This is a genomic window from Kitasatospora sp. NE20-6 (assembly GCF_045862635.1).
This window is the reverse complement of sequence record NZ_BPRL01000109.1, coordinates 1-17657: the sequence shown is the minus strand read 5'-3', so window position 1 is coordinate 17657 and position 17657 is coordinate 1. Positions and strand designations below refer to the sequence as shown.

Annotated in this window: 11 protein-coding genes and 2 pseudogenes; 7 read left to right on the top strand and 6 right to left on the bottom strand. The window is 69.0% G+C overall.

Going from position 1 to position 17657, the window contains the following annotated elements:
- Positions 1-298: hypothetical protein (locus SNE206_RS38930; protein WP_407918332.1), on the bottom strand; the 298-nt coding region annotated here is incomplete at its 3' end.
- 145 nt (positions 299-443) lie between these two features.
- Positions 444-1343, bottom strand: a complete 900-nt coding sequence (locus tag SNE206_RS38925; RefSeq protein ID WP_407918331.1) for a hypothetical protein — start codon at positions 1341-1343, stop codon at positions 444-446.
- A gap of 778 nt (positions 1344-2121) precedes the next feature.
- Between SNE206_RS38925 and SNE206_RS38920 the strand changes: the two genes are divergently transcribed.
- The 3 genes from SNE206_RS38920 to SNE206_RS38910 all read left to right on the top strand — a co-directional run bounded on the left by SNE206_RS38920 (position 2122) and on the right by SNE206_RS38910 (position 4318).
- Positions 2122-2427: a lysostaphin resistance A-like protein gene (locus SNE206_RS38920; RefSeq protein WP_407918330.1), complete on the top strand. Its 306-nt coding sequence runs from the start codon at positions 2122-2124 to the stop codon at positions 2425-2427.
- Positions 2428-2507: 80 nt separating this feature from the next.
- Complete coding sequence (locus SNE206_RS38915) at positions 2508-3662, top strand: sensor histidine kinase (RefSeq protein ID WP_407918329.1); 1155 nt, start codon at positions 2508-2510, stop codon at positions 3660-3662.
- Positions 3659-4318: a response regulator gene (locus tag SNE206_RS38910; protein ID WP_407918328.1), complete on the top strand. Its 660-nt coding sequence runs from the start codon at positions 3659-3661 to the stop codon at positions 4316-4318. The genes SNE206_RS38915 and SNE206_RS38910 overlap by 4 nt, the downstream gene beginning before the upstream one ends.
- Before the next feature lie 79 nt (positions 4319-4397).
- Here SNE206_RS38910 and SNE206_RS38905 read toward each other — a convergent pair whose 3' ends face one another.
- Positions 4398-5237, bottom strand: a complete 840-nt coding sequence (locus SNE206_RS38905; RefSeq protein ID WP_407918327.1) for an IS5 family transposase — start codon at positions 5235-5237, stop codon at positions 4398-4400.
- 565 nt (positions 5238-5802) lie between these two features.
- Between SNE206_RS38905 and SNE206_RS38900 the strand changes: the two genes are divergently transcribed.
- Complete coding sequence (locus SNE206_RS38900) at positions 5803-6228, top strand: hypothetical protein (protein ID WP_407918326.1); 426 nt, start codon at positions 5803-5805, stop codon at positions 6226-6228.
- Positions 6229-6470: 242 nt separating this feature from the next.
- On the opposite strand, the pseudogene SNE206_RS38895 reads toward SNE206_RS38900, so the two are convergent.
- The 3 genes and pseudogenes from SNE206_RS38895 to SNE206_RS38885 all read right to left on the bottom strand — a co-directional run.
- Positions 6471-7088, bottom strand: a pseudogene (locus tag SNE206_RS38895) (transposase); the annotation flags it as partial.
- Positions 7089-7155: 67 nt separating this feature from the next.
- Positions 7156-7386, bottom strand: a complete 231-nt coding sequence (locus tag SNE206_RS38890; RefSeq protein ID WP_407918325.1) for a hypothetical protein — start codon at positions 7384-7386, stop codon at positions 7156-7158.
- A 719-nt stretch (positions 7387-8105) separates the two neighbouring features.
- Positions 8106-11585 carry a ricin-type beta-trefoil lectin domain protein gene (locus SNE206_RS38885; RefSeq protein WP_407918324.1) on the bottom strand — a complete coding sequence of 1160 codons (3480 nt, stop codon included), beginning with the start codon at positions 11583-11585 and terminating at the stop codon, positions 8106-8108.
- Between the two features lie 721 nt (positions 11586-12306).
- Here SNE206_RS38885 and SNE206_RS38880 point away from each other — a divergent pair.
- From SNE206_RS38880 to SNE206_RS38870, 3 genes and pseudogenes are all read left to right on the top strand, one after another.
- Positions 12307-15300, top strand: coding sequence for a lectin (locus SNE206_RS38880; protein ID WP_407918323.1), 2994 nt, complete (start codon positions 12307-12309; stop codon positions 15298-15300).
- 162 nt (positions 15301-15462) lie between these two features.
- Positions 15463-16842 (top strand): annotated as a pseudogene (locus SNE206_RS38875) (glycoside hydrolase family 76 protein); the annotation flags it as partial.
- Positions 16819-17259 (top strand): discoidin domain-containing protein, encoded by a 441-nt coding sequence (locus SNE206_RS38870; protein ID WP_407918333.1) that lies wholly within the window; start codon positions 16819-16821, stop codon positions 17257-17259. The pseudogene SNE206_RS38875 and the gene SNE206_RS38870, both read left to right, overlap by 24 nt.
- The last annotated feature ends 398 nt before the right edge of the window (positions 17260-17657 follow it).

Genomic DNA, 17657 nt, shown 5'->3' with positions numbered 1-17657 from the left:
CAGGCTGCCACCTTCCGTCCCCGTGCCACTGGACGACGTTGTTGCCGCTCGAGAGGTTGACCAGCCACGCGGGCGCATAGCCACCCGTCCACGTCGTCGCCCCGGCGTTGGCGTAGCACCACTCCCTGTTGTTGCCGCCGGCCTTGTCGTGCGCGTAAATCTTCAGGAAATCGTCCCTGAGGGCGCAATCGACCCCGTTGATCGCGGATGCCTGCGGAGTGTTGACGACGGTGAGCGAGGCCGCCGCCGCGAAAGCCGCGAGCGTGGACAGGATCGTCCGCTTGATCCTTTGGTTCATGTGAGTTCTCCTTTGCAGTGCAGTAAAAGAGGTGATGCGACCGGACACGACGAATCGCCGTGCGGGCCGCCCGATTACGATTCGGTCAGCGCTTTGCCGCGCGGGAGGCAGACGGTGCGCGGGGCATGACGGGTGGAGATCGGCCTCAGGTCGCGGGGAGCCCGGCCAGAAGGCGTGCCGCCAGGTCGACCCGGTCCCGCACCTGTTTCCGGTAGCCGGCCAGCACTTCGACGTTGGCGGATATCAGCTGCTGCTGGTAACCGGTAAGGACAGCGAAGTAGACGGCGGCCAGCCCCGACGACTGCGTGCAGGACTCGTTGGCCGTGGCCGCGGCGATCTCCTCCGAGGTCGGCTTCTCGGTGTCCCAGGGGCCGCCTGCCACCTTCTCCGGGGCGTCGGCCGGGTGCCCCATCGCGCCCATGCAAGCCGACCAGCGCTCACGCGCGGCACCGACCCGGCTGTCCGCTGCCACCTGCTGCAACGACTGGCCGAACAGGTCCTGGGTGAGTTTCCAGCCCTTGGTACCGGCAAGAGACGGCAACTGCTTGTCCGCCTCGTCCCAGCAGGCGTTGTAGTCCTTCAACGCCTGGCCGGTCGGGCTTCTGGTGGCCGGGAGCGGCACTGCGACGTGGAAACCGATGCGCTTCGCGGTCGCACTGCCGATGTAACCCCAGGCGCCGGCCGGGTGGATCGCTTCTTTGTCTTCTTGCGTCTTCGTGGTGGCCTGGATCTTCTGCCGGCCTGCTTGGCTTGCGGATCCCAGGTTTTTCATGCAGCGGGCAACCAACGCCGCGTTTGTCCGATAGAGCAGGACGTCGTCCTGCTCGGAGGTGCCGTAGGCGGACAGCGGAAGGCCTGTGAGGCCGCCGTATCCGGTGGCGGGCGCCGTCGGAGTGGCCGCGATGGCCGGCGGGGTCGACATCACATGCACCGCGCCGTTGACAGGGCCTGCGGAGCAGCCGGTGACCAGCAGACCGGCAGCGATCGCCGTTACGACGGGCCGTACGGTCTGCCGCACGCCGGGTGCGACTCGGACGGTTCTCATGCTGGGCTTGCCTTTCCGGGAGCAGGGGCACGGTGCCGGCCGCAGGCGGGCGACCGGTTCTCGTCGGCTCGGTCAGGCCGCCGGCACTACGGTCACCAGCACGGACACGAATGCCCGTTCGACTGCCTGATCCATGGTTGTTCTCCTTGGGGCCCTTCATCGAAGCCCCGGCACGAGCGCCGCGGCCACATGGAACGCTACGGACGCCGCAGGCCGCGATCGTCACCCCTTGGAGCACACTTCGGCGTAGCTCCCATGGGGGACAGGTCCCCGTCAGGAGCCGGGCACGGATGCCGTGAACGCCTGTGGCAGGCGTGGCCGTTTCCGGGCCGGCCCGGGCTCGCCCGTGACCGCCCGTGACCGCCCGGCAGGAGTCGGTGTGCCGGCTCGAAGCGGTCCACCCGGCGGAGTTTCGAAACCCGGCCGCGGTGCTCCGCCGCACGTCCGGCGAAGGAGCCTCTTTCATGAGCACCGTCTGGCAGCTTGTCGCTTTTGCAGCAGTCGTCCTGATCGGAAGTCAGGTCGTCGCCGTAGTGAAGGGGAATCCGTGGCTCACTCTTGTCCTCGGCGTCCTGACAGTGGTTCTTGCGGTGCTTGTCCATGGGTGGGTGGTGCGACGGACCGGGCGCCGCCCGGTCACGGAGATGTCCCGGGAAGGCTCAGGGGCAGCCGTTGGCCAGGGAGTGTCGATCGGCGTCGCGCTGTTCGGGACCGCCATCGCGAACAACGCCTTACCCGGGGACCACGAGGTCAGGATCCGGGCCTGGCCACGCGAGCGGTGGGGCTGTTCGGCCTGTCGCACCTGCTCGGCCCGCACACCGGTTTGTGGGGCGCCATCGTCATCGCGATCGAGACCGGCGACGTGCTCGGCGCCGCGTACGCGGCCACCCGCAGGCTGTGGGCGCCGATCGGCCTGCACTCCAGCTGGAACTTCGCCGCATCCGGCATCTTCGGCACCGAGGCCTCGGGCACCAACATCCGGCAAGAACACCGGACTCCGCGGCTTCGAGCCCGAGGCCGCCGACCGACGGTGACTCCAACCCGGAAGGAAGTGTGTTCCCGGTACTGCCAGGCGTGGTGTTGACAGCTGGCACGCCGGCGTGACCATCTGATGCCCCGCCATCGGCACGCCGACCGGGTCAAGGCCAGCACTACACTTTCCTGGTGATCAATCTTCGGCAAGTCCCGCAGCTGTGGCGCCGGTTGGACGTCACAGTCCGCGATCTCTCGCTCGGGCTGCTGCTCCTCACCGTGTCGCTCCTGCCGGCATTGCACCGGCACGGGACGCAACTCGGCGGCGTGCCGGCCCGCCCCTCCGACGCACTGGCCGCCCTGACAGCCGCCCTCGAGTTTCTCCCGCTCGCCGTGCGTCGGCGGTGGCCGATCGTCTGCCTCGCCCTGGTGTCGCTCGGCTTCGCCGTCGATCAGCTCCGCGGCTACCACCTGCCCGCGGGCGTCGCACTTCTCATCGCGTTACTGAGCGGGGGAGCCCATCTGGAACGGCACCGGCTCGCCACCGCGCTCCTCTTCTCCGCGGCCTACGTGCCCCTGGCAGTCACGCTCTTCCGGCTCGGCTCGGGCGAGCCGCCGAGCGAGTTCGTGACGTTCTACCTGGTGCTGGTCCTCGCCTGGGGCTCCGGGGCGTGGCTGCGCTCCACTCGTGCCGCGGAGGCGGAGCGTCGCCGCCGCGTGGCCGAGGACATCCGTGTCTCCGAACGCACCCTCATCGCCCGCGAGCTCCACGACATCGTGACCCATCACGTGACGGCGATGGTCGTACAGGTCGAGGCGGCACGCTATCTGACCGCCTCGCCCGATCGCCTCGACCAGACCCTGGCCACCGTCGCCGAGACCGGCCGACGGTCCATCACCGACCTGCGGCACCTGCTCGACCTGCTCAACCCCGACCATGGCACCGAGGTCAGGACGCCGACCATCGGCAGACTTATCACCCTCGTGGAGCAGACCCGCCGGGCCGGGCAGCCGGTGGAGTTCACCGAGGAGGGCACGCCGGCGGAACCGACCGGCAGTTCCGACCTCGTGGCCTACCGGGTCGTACAGGAAGCCCTGACGAACGCCCTCAAGTACGCCCATGGCAGCCGCACCTCGGTCCAGGTGCAGCACGGCGAAAAGGAGATCAACGTGAAGGTCGACACGGACGGTTCCGGCTCACAGGCCCGGGGCCCCGGCGGGAGTGGGCGGGGCCTCGCCGGTCTCCGCGAGCGGGTCGACCTGCTGGGCGGCGACTTCAGCGCGGGCCCGCGGCCAGGCGGCGGCTTCCTCGTACGTGCACGCATACCCGCAGGGAGCCCGTCGTGACCGCGCCGATCCGGGTCCTGCTCTGCGACGACCAGATCCTGGTCCGCACCGGGCTGGCGACGATCATCGACGCCCAGCCAGACCTCGAAGTGGCGGGCGAGTGCGGGGACGGCCAGTCCGGAGTCGACCTCGCAGGCCGTCTGCGCCCCGACGTCGTGCTGATGGACATACGCATGCCGGTACTCGACGGTATCGAGGCCACCCGCCTGCTGGCCGGCGCCGGGGTGCCGCATCCCGTCAAGGTGCTCGTGGTGACAACGTTCAACCTGGACAAGTACGTCTACGAGGCGCTGCGCGCAGGGGCGAGCGGGTTCCTGCTCAAGGACGCACCTCCGGCCCAACTGCTCCATGGAATAAGGACTGTGGCCATGGGCGCGTCACTGCTGGACCCCGAGGTGACACGCCAGCTCGTGGGCAAGTACGCCGCCCGGATCCGGCCCGCCAAGGGCACTCCGCACGACATCCCGCTGACCCCCCGCGAACTGGAAGTCCTCCGCCTCATCGCGACCGGCCTCTCCAACAGCGAAATCGCCGGAACCCTTGTGATAAGCCAGGAGACCGTTAAAACCTTCGTGTCACGCATCCTCGCCAAACTAGGACTCCGCGACCGCGTCCAAGTAGTCATCTACGCCTACCGCCAGGGCCTGGTGACTTGAAGCACCGGGCAGAGGACGGAGCATGGAGACAGCCGCCGCCGGCTTCCTTGGAGGATGTCCTGCTCGTTTGCGGGATGGTTCATGGATTGTGCCAGGTTATGGTGGTTTCGTCCGTTGCTCGTTTGGCGAGGTTCGAGATCATCGCGAGGCGGATCATGCTCTCGGAGTGCTCGGGTTTGGTCTCGTAGTCGCGGGCGAGCCGACGGTGCGTCATGATCCAGCCGAAGCTGCGCTCGACCACCCACCTGCGCGGCACGACCGAGAAGCCCTTGACCTGGGCGTTCCGCGGGACGACGTCGATGCCCAGCTTCGCCCCGTGCTCGATCGCCTGGGTCTTGTAGCCGGTGTCGACCCATGCCTTGGTGACCGCGGGGTGTGATGCTGCGAGCCGGGTGAGGAGTTGCTTGCCGGCTTCGTTGTCGGAGACGTCGGCGGCGGTGACCGTGACGAGCAGGAGGAGGCCGAGCGTGTCGACGACGATGCTGCGCTTGCGGCCGACGATCTTCTTGCCGGCGTCGATGCCCTGAGTGGCAGTCGGCACGCTGGGTGCGGTTTTCACGCTCTGGGCGTCGATCACGCAAGCGGTCGGCTCGGGGTCCCGGCCTTCCTTCTCCCGCACCAGGCGGTGCAGTCGGATGCCGAGTTTCTCGATCGTGCCGTCCGCGGTCCAAGCGCTGAAGTGCGAGAACACGGTCGTGTGGGGCGGGAGGTCGTGCGGCAGGTAGCGCCAGGCGATCCCCGTGCGGTTCACGTACAGGATCGCGTTCATGACCTCGCGCAGATCTGCGACCTTGCCGCCCAGGCCCAGCGAGGTCTTCTGCCGTTCGGCCCGCCAGACGGTCAGGATCGGCTCCATCAGGGCCCAGCGGGCATCGGGCAGATCGCTCGGGTAGGCCTTGCACTGTGACTGGATCGCCATAACTTTACTGATACATAAGAGAGTTGGATTCGACCATCACTCGTCCGAGTGAACCAATTGCGGACCATTCGGGAGTTCTTCGAGCCGGACAGGAGCTTTCAGCTCAAAATGGGATCATCCGGAGCGGCGCCGACGCTTGAGCTGTAGCGAAATCTCGGGCGAAAGCCTCATGAATTGAGATCTCGGACAGGGTTCAAATCTGCCCAAACCCGCATGTTGACGACGCGAACATCCTCTCGCGCCGCTCCACGTCACCACGGGCGCCGACGCAAGGACCTTCGGCAGGCGGTGGACCGCCGCGCGGCCCCGCCGGTCGTTGCCGGGGCCGTCGAGCGCGGGTGTTCGGGCCGGGCGGCACGGGCGTGCTGATGACCATGCACATCCGGCCCCGGGTTCCGGATGCGAGGGGGGGCGTCGGCGATGAGGAATGATCAGGAAGCGGCTCCTGGCCCTGGCCCAAGATCAACCTTTTCGCTAGCATCCGTTTGCCCCCGATTCACCTGCGGCCGTCGCTGTTGCACTCGTCGGCCGCAGGTGTGACACCATCGATCCGAGGATCACCAGGATGAAGAAGCACTCCAAGCTCATAGGCGCCGCTGCCGCAGGCATGCTGGCCGTACTCGCGGTGGCCACCCCTGCCTCCGCCTCCACCTACACCGTCACCTACCCCGGCACCCACACCGGTGACCTGTGCACCGATGAGCCGAACTACTGTGACGGGTCGGCGTCGTTCGTCCATGACGGCGACCATCTGCTGGTCTGGGACAACAACTCCGACGGCTACTCGGTGATGGTCATGTACTACCGGTCCGACAGCAGCGACACGCTGATCAAGGACTGGAACCACTACAAAGCGGGATCCCGACTCGACATCAACATGGACCTTCCGGAGTCCGGTTGGGTCGGTTACCGGGTCTGCCTCGGTAACTACGCCGCCCAAACGTACGACATGAACTCGTGTTCGGGCTGGCTGTACGAGGACGCCGCCTGACCCGTCCGCCCGCCGGCCATGGCGAGCGCCGGCTGCCGGTCCCTGTGACCGGCAGCCGGTCGCGGTCTGCACCGTCACAAGGCTTTGTCCAGCAGTGGGCTGAGGCCGGAGCAGACAGCGATCAGCTCGCCCTGCGGCCGTCCCGCCAGGGCCTGGGAATGCCAAATCAACGCCGCTGAGCGGAAATCTGGCGTTTGGTGGGCGCGCGGAAGCGGCCGGACGACAGGACCGGACGGCCCGGGTCAGCGTTTGACGCGGCTGCGGGCGGCGAGGCCGATGAGGACGGGTTTGCTGATGCGGGAGGCCATGTCGATGGCGGTGCCGGGGAGGGTGAGGTTCTGGCCGCTGGAGCGAAAGACCACGGAGTTGACCACCACCAAGGCGGCCTTCTCCGCGCGGGCCGTGGTGACCCGCTTGCTCCAGAGGAGGGTAAGAGCGGGGTCCGGGGTCTTCGTGGTGACCTGCACCGAGGCCGAGTGCGCGACCGCCCGCAGCACGAGACCGCAGGTGTCCACGAGCAGGTGCCGCTTGCGGCCCCGCACCCGCTTGCCCGCGTCGTAGCCGATCGCCTGCCCGCCCTGGTGGCTGCGGGCCGACTGCGAATCCAGCACCGCCGCGGAGGGCTGCGGATCCCGGCCGTCCGCCACCCGGACCCGATCACGCAGCGTGTCGTGGACCCGATCCCAGGTGCCGTCCGCCGTCCACGCACGAAACCACCGGTAGGCCACGTCCCACGGGACGAGGTCGTGCGGAACCAACCGCCAGGCACAGCCACCGACCAGCACGTACAGCATGGCGTCCACGACCAGCCGACGCGGGAACTTCAGCCGCCGGCCCGCCCGGCGCGGCGACCGGTCCGGAGATCACCGGCCTCGGTGCGGCGGCCCGCAGCGGGCACCAGGAGCGCTGAGGCCGGTGCGGGTCCGGTCAGGGGTGGACGGGCGTCATCACCGGCTCGCAGTCGCTGCCGCAGGTGGCATCGCTCCACAGTCCCGCGCCGATCACCAGGAGGAGCACGGCGAGGACCGCCACGAAGAGGAAGCGCCAGGGCAGTTCCAGCGCCTCGGGCCCCTGGAGCCACCTTCTGCCGACGGCCAGCAGGAGGGCGACGACGGGCAGCAACAGGCCTGCCAGGACACTCAGCAGCACCAAAGACACGGACGGCCTCCCCGGGGACGCGGTGGACGGCCGGAGGCCGAGCACGGCAGCATCATGACGACATCCACGAGGCCGCCTCCCGAGGGCGCCGTGGTCCGGCGGACCGTGCCCGGTGCGGCCTGCCCCTTCCGGCGGTGGCCTTTCCGCTCCACGAACACCGAACCGGGCCGGGCTGCCGGGTCCTGTCGGGTTCGGGTTCGTGCTGTCGGGCCCGTCCGGTTCCGGTGACGTCGGATGCTCGCTCTCTCGGCCGTCCCGGATTTTCGGGGCAGGGCGGGGTGGGGTGGGGCGGGTCTGGGCGGCCGGTCGTGGGTCCGGACGGTTCCGGAAATTGACGGTCCGTCATGAAACCTGCGGTATTCCGCTCCGGACTGCCGGTGCTGTTCCGCCCGGACGATGTGGGCCGGGCGTCTCTCAGCGGCTGGCTGAGAACCGGTGACGGCAGGTAGGGGTGGTCTTGCCTGTGGGATTGGCTCGATCGCCGGACAGCACGGCAGGGCTCCTGGTGGATGCGGTGGTTGTCTGCGCCGTCCGCACTGCCAGGAGCCCTGTGTGTCGTTCTGCCCTGCTCGGGCCGTCGTTGCCAACTCCGACGCGATGCGGGGGTGTTGCTGTCAGGCGTGCCGGTCCGGTCGTGGGGTCGACCGGCAGGCCCGGCCGCGGCGGTACCCCTCCGGCATGAGCGACGGGGATGGGTGGCGGCCACCTTGTGAGCGATGTCAGCCGAGGTTGAAGCGCTGTGCGGTGGTGCTGTTGCAGTCCCAGATCTGGAGGGTGTCGCCGGGTTGTTGCCTGTTGCCGTTGTCGTCGAGGCAGCGGCCGGACCGGGGGTTGAGCAGGGTGCCGTCAGCGCGGGTCACCCAGGTCTGGGCGGCGGTGCCGTTGCAGTCCCACAGTTGGGTGGGGGTGCCGTTGGCCGTGGCGCCGGATGCCACGTCGAGGCATGCGCCGAGGACGTGCAGCGTCTGGTCGCCGGGGGCGGAGAAGCGCTGGGCGTCGGAGCCGTTGCAGTTGTAGAGCTGGACGGGGGTGGTCGGTGACGGGTCGGCGTTGGCGACGTCGGCGCACAGGCCGGCGGGTCCGGTGAGCGGTCCGGGCGGCAGCTTCCACCCCTGTGCGGCCGACGCGTTGCAGTCGTAGATCTGGAGTTGCGCGGCGCCGGGTGCGGTGGTGCCGCCGGGTACGTCGAGGCAGCGGCCGGAGGCCGTGTTGACCAGGGCGCCGTTGGTGCCGTGGGTCCAGGTCTGGGATCCGGACCCGGTGCAGCCGGCCAGGCTGACCTGCGCGTTGTTGCCGGTGGCGCCGCCGGTGACGGTCACGCACTTGCCGAGCACGCGCAGGGTGGTGTCGGCCGGACGGGCGAAGGTCTGGGCAGCGGTGTGGTTGCAGCCCCACAGCTGGAGGGTGGTGCCGTCGGCGGTGTTGCCGCCCTTGACGTCCAGGCACTGCCCGCCGGCACCGATCACCTCACCGGTGGTGGGGTTGGCGTCGGCGCTGCCGGTCAGCGTGACGGTGTGCGAAGAACCCAGCGGCAGGGACGCGGTGGTGACCGTCACGGTGCGGTGGTCGGCGTTCCAGGACCAGTCGGTCTCGGGCAGCTGGGTGCCGTCGACGGACACGGCGGTGGGGGCAGCGGAGTTGGACAGCCGCAGGGTGTAGGCGCGGGCGGTGGGTGCTCCGGGGTAGGAGCCCGTCTGGGCACCCAGGGTCAGGGTGTGAGTGGTGTCGTTCCAGGACAGCGGTGCCGAGGTGGACTTTCCGGTCTTGTAGTCGTTGCCCTCGCCGGCGTCGGAGTAGAGGGAGAAGGCGCCGTCGCCGCCTGCGGCCACGTTCACGGTGAGCTTCGTCAGCGGGCTCTGCCCCTGGTTGTCAACGTAGTCGGTGCGGGTCGGCATGATGCCGCCTGCCTTGATCAGGACCGGCATCCGGGAGAGCGGGCCGGTGATGGTGACGGTGGCGGGGCCGGTGTAGGTCTGGCCGGTGAAGTAGTCGGTCCAGCTGCCCGGCGGCACCCACACCGAGGCCGAGCCGTTGCCGCCGGCATCGTTCGGGGTGGTGATCGGGGCGACGAGGACGCCCGGCCCGTAGAGGTACTGGCCCGTGGCGGTGTACGCGGCGTCCTGGGCCGGGTAGTCCAGGTACATCGGCCGGACGATCGGCACGCCGGTGGCATTGGCCTGCTGGGCGAGGGTGTAGGTGTACGGGACCAGGGCCTCGCGCAGCCGCAGTGAGGACTCGGCGCTGGCCGCGGCCGCGCCGGTGTAGTTCCACGGCAGCCGGTCGCCATGGTTGGAGTGCATCCGGTCGATCGGCTGGAACACGCCGAACTGCATCCAGCGGGCGTACAGGTCGTCGGCGAGGTGGCCGCCGTGGAAGCTGCCGATGTCATGGCTGACGTTCGACAGGCCGGCGGCGGCCTCGTCGGCGGTGAAACGGACCTCGTAGGCCAGCATGTCCCAGTTGGGAGGGGTGTCCCCGGTGAAGTGGAGGGTGTTGCGCCGCTCCGACCAGGGACCGGCGGGGAGGTTGCCGGCGAAGCCGTTGGGGGGAGAGGTGCCGATGCGGGCGAAGGCGAAGCCGCGCAGGCCCTTGGCGGTGGAGTCGTCGGCGTAGGCCTGGTTGAGCAGGTTGTCGGCGGCGACGTGCGGGTCGGAGGCACTGGAGTCGCAGCAGTCGTCCAGCCACCACTCCCGGACGCCCTGCTGCTCGAACGGCTGGTGCAGGGCGAGGTAGGCGGAAAGGTGCTTCGGGTTCGACCAGTCGAACTTGTAGGTGGTCCCGCTGACCAGCGGCAGACCGCCGGCCGCGCTGTCGGTGGCCGCGAACTTCGGGTCGTTCCTGTCGATCGTCGGGTGGATGTTCATCGCCACTGACAGGCCCTGCTGCTTGGTCCAGTTCAGGAAGCCCTGCGGGTCGGGGAAGAGGCCGGTGTTCCAGTTCCAGCCGTTCCAGCTGTTCGGGGCCTTCCAGTCGGTGTCCACCACGAGCCAGTCGACCGGGGTGCGGGTACTGCGGAACGCCGGCAGCAGCGTGTTCTGGTAGTCCGCGGCCGAGTAGGCCGAGTAGCGGGAGTACCAGACTCCGTACGCGGACTGCGGCAGAAGGGCGGTGCCGCCGGTCAGCGCGTTGAGGTCGGACAGCCCTTGCTTGTAGTCCTGTCCGTAGCCGAAGAGGTAACCGTCCTGGTACGGCTGGGCGCCGTGCGACGGCCGGTCGGTGACCGTGTGCGCGGAGTTGAGGAGTGCGGTGCGGGTGTCGTCCAGCAGATACCAGCCGTCGCGGTCCAGGATCCCGGGGTGCTCGGGCACCGGCAGCCCCGGGTTGTCCAGGGACCGGTACCAGCCGCCCAGCACGTTGGTCGGCCCGGCGCCGTAACCGGTGGTGGTCAGCGCGGTCGACGCCGTCGGATAGGCGGTGGTGGCGACCGGGGTCACGGCGATGCTGTCGATGTTGACCTTGCCCGTGTCGCCCGCGTTCTGCACCAGGCGCAGAGTGTCGGTACCGGCGGTCAGGTTCACCGTGGCGGAGGCAACGGACCAGTTCTCCCACGACGTGGTGGTCGGGAAGCTCAGCGCGGGACCGGCGGCGCCGTTGACGGTGGTGGACAGCCCCGCGACCGCGGAGTTCCCGTTGGAGTACCGCACCTGGAGCCGGTAGGCGCCGGTCGAGGGGACCTGGGAGACATCCTGCGCCAGACCGGCGCCGGCCTGTTCGAAGCCCGCGACGAACCCCGACCCGGTGTGCCCGCCGTGGTCGTACGCGACCACCGCCCGGCCGGTGAACAGGTCGTTCTCCGCCTCGCAGGCGGCGCCCACCGCGCAGTACGAGGGAAAGGCGGGCTTCGCGCCGACACCGGTACCGGCCAGCGTCACGGACAGGTTCGCCGCGGTGAACGGCCCGCTGCCCTGCTTGTAGCGCAGCGTCAGCCCGCTGGTCCTGATCTCCCGGTAGCCGTCCGACGTCACACCGGTGGTGTACGCGGCCGCGGGGAAGTTCCGGTTGACGACGTTGAACGTCGTACCGTCCTGGAACGCGCCGTCCCCGGCGTACTCCAGCCGCACCAGCGTCGGACTCAGCACCTCGAAACGGGCATTGCCGTCGATGACGGTCGAGGACGCGGCACCGGCCACAGGGGCAGCGAGAGCACCGGACACGACCAGCGTGCCCAGCATCCCGAGCACGGCGGTGGCCGCCGGCACCCGTCGGCACCTGCGGAAACGGTAGAGACGCATGAGAGGCCTTCCGGTGATGACAACGTTGTCTGCAAGGGTAAGGATCGTGGAGTTCGGGGTGATGGAGGTGGGAGAGCGCTCTCTCATAGATACTCGCCCCTCTGGACCCCGTCAATACTCCGCGCTTCGCCTCGCATCCCGCGGGCCACCGGTCGCCGCTGCCCGGCGCGACGGGCACAGCCTCGCAACTCTCCTCAGAAACACCGGAGTTGGACACGTCGAGTGCAAAGGGCGGGGTGAAAATCCGACAAGGCTCGCCGATGGGCGGGGCTGTGTACCGGCAGCGGCGGCATCACGCTCCGCGTGATCACCGCCGCCGACATCAACGACGTCACCCAGGCCCTTGCCCTGGCCGATGCCGCCCCGCCGGTTAGGTCATGACTTGAAGCCAGTGAGGGTCAAGAAGTCTGATTTCCACAGCTTTGTCGAGGTGTACGTTCCATGAGATGACTTGAAGGAGCGTGGGCGCAGCACCAGCAAGCTTGCTGCACAGGGCGGTTGACCAGTGCAAAAGGGAGCCTTCAGGGATGACGCGAGGGCAGGGGTGGCCCCGTTACTACGAAACTTGAAGTCGAGGGGTCGATTCGATCCCAGTCGTTGACAACGTTGCCGGGCTCCTCTTTGCTTACCGCACCGAGCCTCAGCCTGCTCGGTGACGGACCGTCTGTTGTCTTCTGGAGACGCAACGATGAAACGATGGCATCTTCCCCTCGCAGCCTGTCTCGTGGTCCTCGGACTCGCCGTACCCGGAGCATCGGCGGCTCAGGCCGCGGCCGCGGTGTCCGACCCCGCCTCGCTGGTCAACCCACTGCTCGGGACGTCGCACGAGGGCAACACCTTTCCCGGTGCCGACGCGCCGTTCGGCATGGTCCAGTGGAGTCCTGACACACCGTCACGGCCACCGGGGGGCGGCTACGCCTACTCGGACAACACCATCACCGGGTTCAGCCTGAACCACCTCTCCGGCCCCGGCTGCGGCGCGATGGGCGACATCCCGGTCCTGCCGACCGTCGGAGGCGTCGACGGTGGTGCGACGGTCGGGTTCTCGCACGCCAACGAGTCGGCGAGCGCGGGCGCCTACTCGGTCAACCTCAACAACGGCGTGAACACCGAGCTGACCGCGACCGCCCGTTCCGGGATGGCGCGCTTCACGTTTCCCTCGACCACCCAGGCAAACCTGCTGTTCAAGCTGAACGCGGACAAGGCCACGAACCTGCACTTCACCAAGGTGAGCAGCACCGAGGTCAGCGGCTCGGTGGACGCCGGCCTGTTCTGTGCGTCCAGCCCGTCGTACACCGCGTACTTCGACATGGTCTTCGACCGTCCGATCACCTCCACCGGCACGTTCAACGGCGGGAACTCGATCACCTTCGACACCACGGGCACCCGTACGGTGCAGGCGAAGGTCGGCCTGTCCTACGTCTCGATCGCCGGTGCCACCGCCAACCGGGTGGCGGAGAACCCGAACTGGGACTTCAACGCCGTCCGTAGCGCGACGCACAACGCCTGGAACAGCGTTCTGGGCCGGGTCTCGGTCACGGGCGGCACCCCGGACCAGCAGAAGGTGTTCTACACCGCGCTGTACCACGCGCTGCTGCATCCGAACCTGATCAGCGACAGCGACGGGAGGTACTGGGGCTTCGACCACCAGGTGCACACCGTCAGCGGTCGGCAGAAGACGCAGTACGGCACCTACTCCGGCTGGGACATCTACCGCACGCAGGCCCAACTGGAGGCGCTGGTCGCCCCGCAGCAGGCCAGTGACAGCGCACAGTCGCTGGTCAACGACTTCGCCCAGGGCGGCTTCCTGCCGAAGTGGTCGCTGAACTCGGCCGAGACCAATGTCATGAACGGCGACCCGGGGCCGGCCGTCATCGCCGACTACTACGCCTTCGGCGCACGGGACTTCGACACCGCCGCGGCCAAGAACGCGATGGTGCAGCAGGCATCGGTGAGCAACGGCATCCGACTGGGGCTCGACTACCAGTCCAACTACGGTTACCTGCCGTCCGACGGCACGTACGCGTACGGGTTCTACGGCTCGGTGGCGACACAACTGGAGTACGCAGCGCAGGACTTCGCGATCTCGGCGTTCGTCGGCGCGCTCGGTGACACCACCACCCGGGACCAGTTCGCCAACCGGGCACAGGACTGGCGCAACGTGTTCAACCCCGCCTCCGGCTTCATGCAGCCGAAGCTGAAGGACGGTTCCTGGCGCGGCGGGTTCAGCGCGACCAGCAGTGACCAGTTCGTCGAGGGCACCTCCTGGCAGTACACCGGTGCCGTCCCCCACAACATCCGCGGGCTCGCCGACGCGATGGGCGGCAACGCCAAGCTCGCCGCCTACCTCGACAGCGTGCTCTCCGACTTCCACGGCTCCGGCGGCTCGCACGCGGACCTCGGCAACGAGCCCTCCATCGAACTCCCCTGGGAGTACGACTACATCGGCCAGCCCTGGAAGACCCAGAAGATCGTCCGTGACGTCCAGAACCAGCTCTGGCCCAACAACCCCGCCAACTGGAGCGTGGGCAACGACGATCTCGGCACCATGAGCGCCTGGTACGTCTTCTCCGCCATGGGCTTCTACCCGGAGACCCCCGGCACCGGCGACCTGGCCCTCGGCTCACCCCTGTTCACCAACGTCACCGTCACCCTGGCCAACGGCAGCAAGCTCACCGTCAACGCACCGCAGGCGGCCACCAACGCCCCCTACGTCCAGAGCGCCACCCTCAACGGCGCCAACTGGAACAACGCCTACCTCCCGGCCGGCGCCGTCATCAACGGCGCCACCCTGGACCTCACCCTGGGCACCACCGCCAACACCAACTGGGCCACCAGCCCGAGCTCCGCACCCCCCTCCTACAACGGCAACGGCGACGCGCGGCCGCCTCGCGTCCAGGTCGGCCCGACCGGCCCGCTCGGCTCCGGCATCGCGGGCAAGTGCCTGGACGCAGCCGCCGGCAGCACCGCCAACGGCACCAAAGCGCAGTCTTACGGGTGCAACAACACCGCCGCGCAGCGCTGGACGCTCCCCGGCGACGGCACCGTCATGCAGTCCGGCAAGTGCCTGGACGTCAGCGCAGGATCCACCGCCGACGGCGCTCTCGTCCAGCTGTGGGACTGCAACCAGAGCGATGGACAGAAGTGGCTGCCGAAGGGCCGCGCCCTGGTCAACACCGGCTCGGGCAAGTGCCTGGACGTACCCAACTCCGGTACGGCGGACGGCATCCAGCTCCAGATCTTCGACTGCAACAACACCCCCGCCCAGCAGTGGAACCTGCCGCGCACACGCACCGGCGCCACCACCTCGGCACTGGCCGGCAAGTGCCTGGACGACAACGCGGCCTCCACCGCGAACGGCAACCGCATCCAGTCGTGGAGCTGCAACGGCTCGCCCGCCCAGTCGGTCACCGTCCCCGGCGACGGCACCCTTCGGATCTTCGGGCGCTGTGTGGCCGTGACCGGCAGCGGTACCGGCAACAACACGCCGGTCGTGCTGTGGGACTGCAACACCGGCTCCGGCCAGCAGTGGACCTACGACGCCACCGCCAAAACGCTGCGCAACCCGCAGTCCGGACGCTGCCTGGACGTTCCCAACTCCGGTACGGCGGACGGTATCCAGCTCCAGATCTTCGACTGCAACGGCAGCCCCGCCCAGCAGTGGACACTGCCCGCCTCCTGACACCGCACCGCCGCACGCCACGAACCGGGCGCCCCCCACGGCCCCACCCCCCTACGCCCCCACGGCCCCACCCCCCACCCGATCCAGGAGACCCCCATGCCTGTGTCCCGATCCCTGCGCGCCGCCCTGCTGTCCACCGCCCTGGCCGCGGCCCTACCCGGCATGGCCGGCGCCGCCCAGGCCGCCCCGACGGAGGCCGCCGCCGCGACGGTGTGCAACAAGTACTGCGACACCCGCGACCCCGCCCTCAGTCCCCAGGACCGGCAGGCGGTGTCCGCCACCCTGTCCGGCCGCTCGCTCGTGCTGCACTTCGACGACGCCGACGCGATGGGCTGGGCCTCCATCGCCGGCGCCGCGGCCGGCGACGAGGTGTGGCTGGACCGCTCGACGGACGGCGGCCGGACCTGGACGAACGGCGGCAAGCTCGGCGACACCAAGGTGCCCGCGGGCGGCAACGGCTGGCGCACGCTGATGTACAACGTCGACGACTGGAACAACAGCGGCGTCGGCGCCCTGCGGGCCTGCGGACAGGTGGGCAGTGCCATCGCCTGCACCCCCTGGGCGCGCACCACCTGGAACGCCTGGGACCGGCGCACCGCGGCGGCGACCGCGCTCATGATGTCGTTCGACCGCAGCACCAAGCTCTTCGGCGGCAACGGCTGGTGGACCAGCGCCAACGCGCTCACCGCGATCATCGACAACGCCCGGGTCACCGGGATGAACAGCTACACCTACGCCATCGCCGAGACCTACGACCGGAACATCGGCGCGCAGGGCGGCAACTTCACCAACGAGTACCTCGACGACACCGGCTGGTGGGGGCTGGCCTGGGTGGCCGCCTACGACCGGACGGGCGACAGCCGGTACCTCAACACCGCACGCGCGGACGCCGACCACATGTTCGCGAACTGGAACGGCACCTGCGGCGGCGGGGTGCGCTGGAGCACGAACGGCAACTACAAGAACGCGATCACCAACGAGCTGTTCCTCCAGCTCACCGCCGCCCTGCACAATCGCATCCCCGGGGACACCACCTACCTGAACCGGGCCAGGAACGAGTGGACCTGGTTCCGGAACAGCAAGATGATCAACTCCGACCACATGATCAACGACGGGCTGACCGACGCCTGCGCCAACAACGGGCAGCCCACCTGGACGTACAACCAGGGCGTGGTGCTCGGCGGCCTGACCGAGCTGTACCGGGCGACCGGTGACGCGAGCCTGCTGACCACCGCACGCACCCTCGCCGACGCCTCCACCACCCGGCTCCAGAGCGGCGGGGTGCTGCGCGAGCCCGGCGAGGGCGACGGCTGCACCGGTGACGGCCCGTCCTTCAAGGGCGCCTACGTCCGCGGGCTCGGCCGGCTCAACTCCCAACTGCCCGAACACCCGTACGTCCCGACCCTCAACTCCTGGGCGAACTCCGCCTACACCAGGGACCGCAACCCGCTCGACCAGTACGGACCGCACTGGGCCGGTGGGGCAGGCAGCACCGACTACGGCTGCCAGCAGAGCGCGCTGGACCTGCTCAACGCCGCCGGAGGCGGCACCGGAGGCGGCCCGGCCCTGCTGCCGCGTGCGGGGTGGACGGCGTCGGCGTCGGCGTCGGGGGGTAGCGACGTGGCGGCGAACATGCTGGACGGCGCGGCGGGTTCGCGCTGGTCCACGGGTGTGCCGATGGCCGCGGGCCAGTCGGTGACGGTGGACACCGGCGCGGTGCGGCCGCTGACGCGGATCACCATGGACTCCGGCGGCAGCGCGGGCGACTACGCCCGCGGCTACCAGGTGTTCCTCTCCTCGGACGGGGCTTCGTGGGGGTCGGCGGTGGCGACCGGCAGCGGCACGGGAGCGTTGGTGACGGTGGACTTTCCGCTGCAGAACGCCCGGTACGTGAAGGTCGTCCAGACCGGGACGTCCACCTCGTGGTGGTCGATCGTGGAGTTCAACGCCTACAGCTGAGCCAGCCCACAGCTCGTCGTTCACCACCCGCGGCTTCCTGCCCGTGCCATCACCGACGGACGAATCGTCACATCGGTCACGTCCCAACAGCAGCGACCGGAAAGATCGTGTGACGAATTCTTGATGGGATCGGGGACCGGCACGGTGGCTGATGCCCCGTTGCCGGTCCCCTCCGCTTCGAACCGTGCACGCAGTTCTCCCGCACACGGCTTTCCGGCGTACGGGCTTGAGGGCCTTGGAGATCTTGTCCCAGTCCGCGCGGGAGGCGTACCGGAAGGAGTTCCGCAGCAGGTGAAGCCGTCAAAGAACAACACGTTGGTTATCCGTGTCCGCCCCTATGAACTTCCGTCTGCGGCTCGTTGACCGAGGCGAGCAGGTCGGCTGCTGTGATGTGCCGG

What these genes read in the sequence shown, in the direction of transcription:
- SNE206_RS38900 (WP_407918326.1), top strand. Translation starts at nt 5,803, where the DNA reads ATGAAGAAGCACTCCAAGCTCATAGGCGCCGCTGCCGCAGGCATGCTG.
- SNE206_RS38905 (WP_407918327.1), bottom strand. Translation starts at nt 5,237, where the DNA reads ATGGCGATCCAGTCACAGTGCAAGGCCTACCCGAGCGATCTGCCCGAT.
- SNE206_RS38925 (WP_407918331.1), bottom strand. Translation starts at nt 1,343, where the DNA reads ATGAGAACCGTCCGAGTCGCACCCGGCGTGCGGCAGACCGTACGGCCC.
- SNE206_RS38880 (WP_407918323.1), top strand. Translation starts at nt 12,307, where the DNA reads ATGAAACGATGGCATCTTCCCCTCGCAGCCTGTCTCGTGGTCCTCGGA.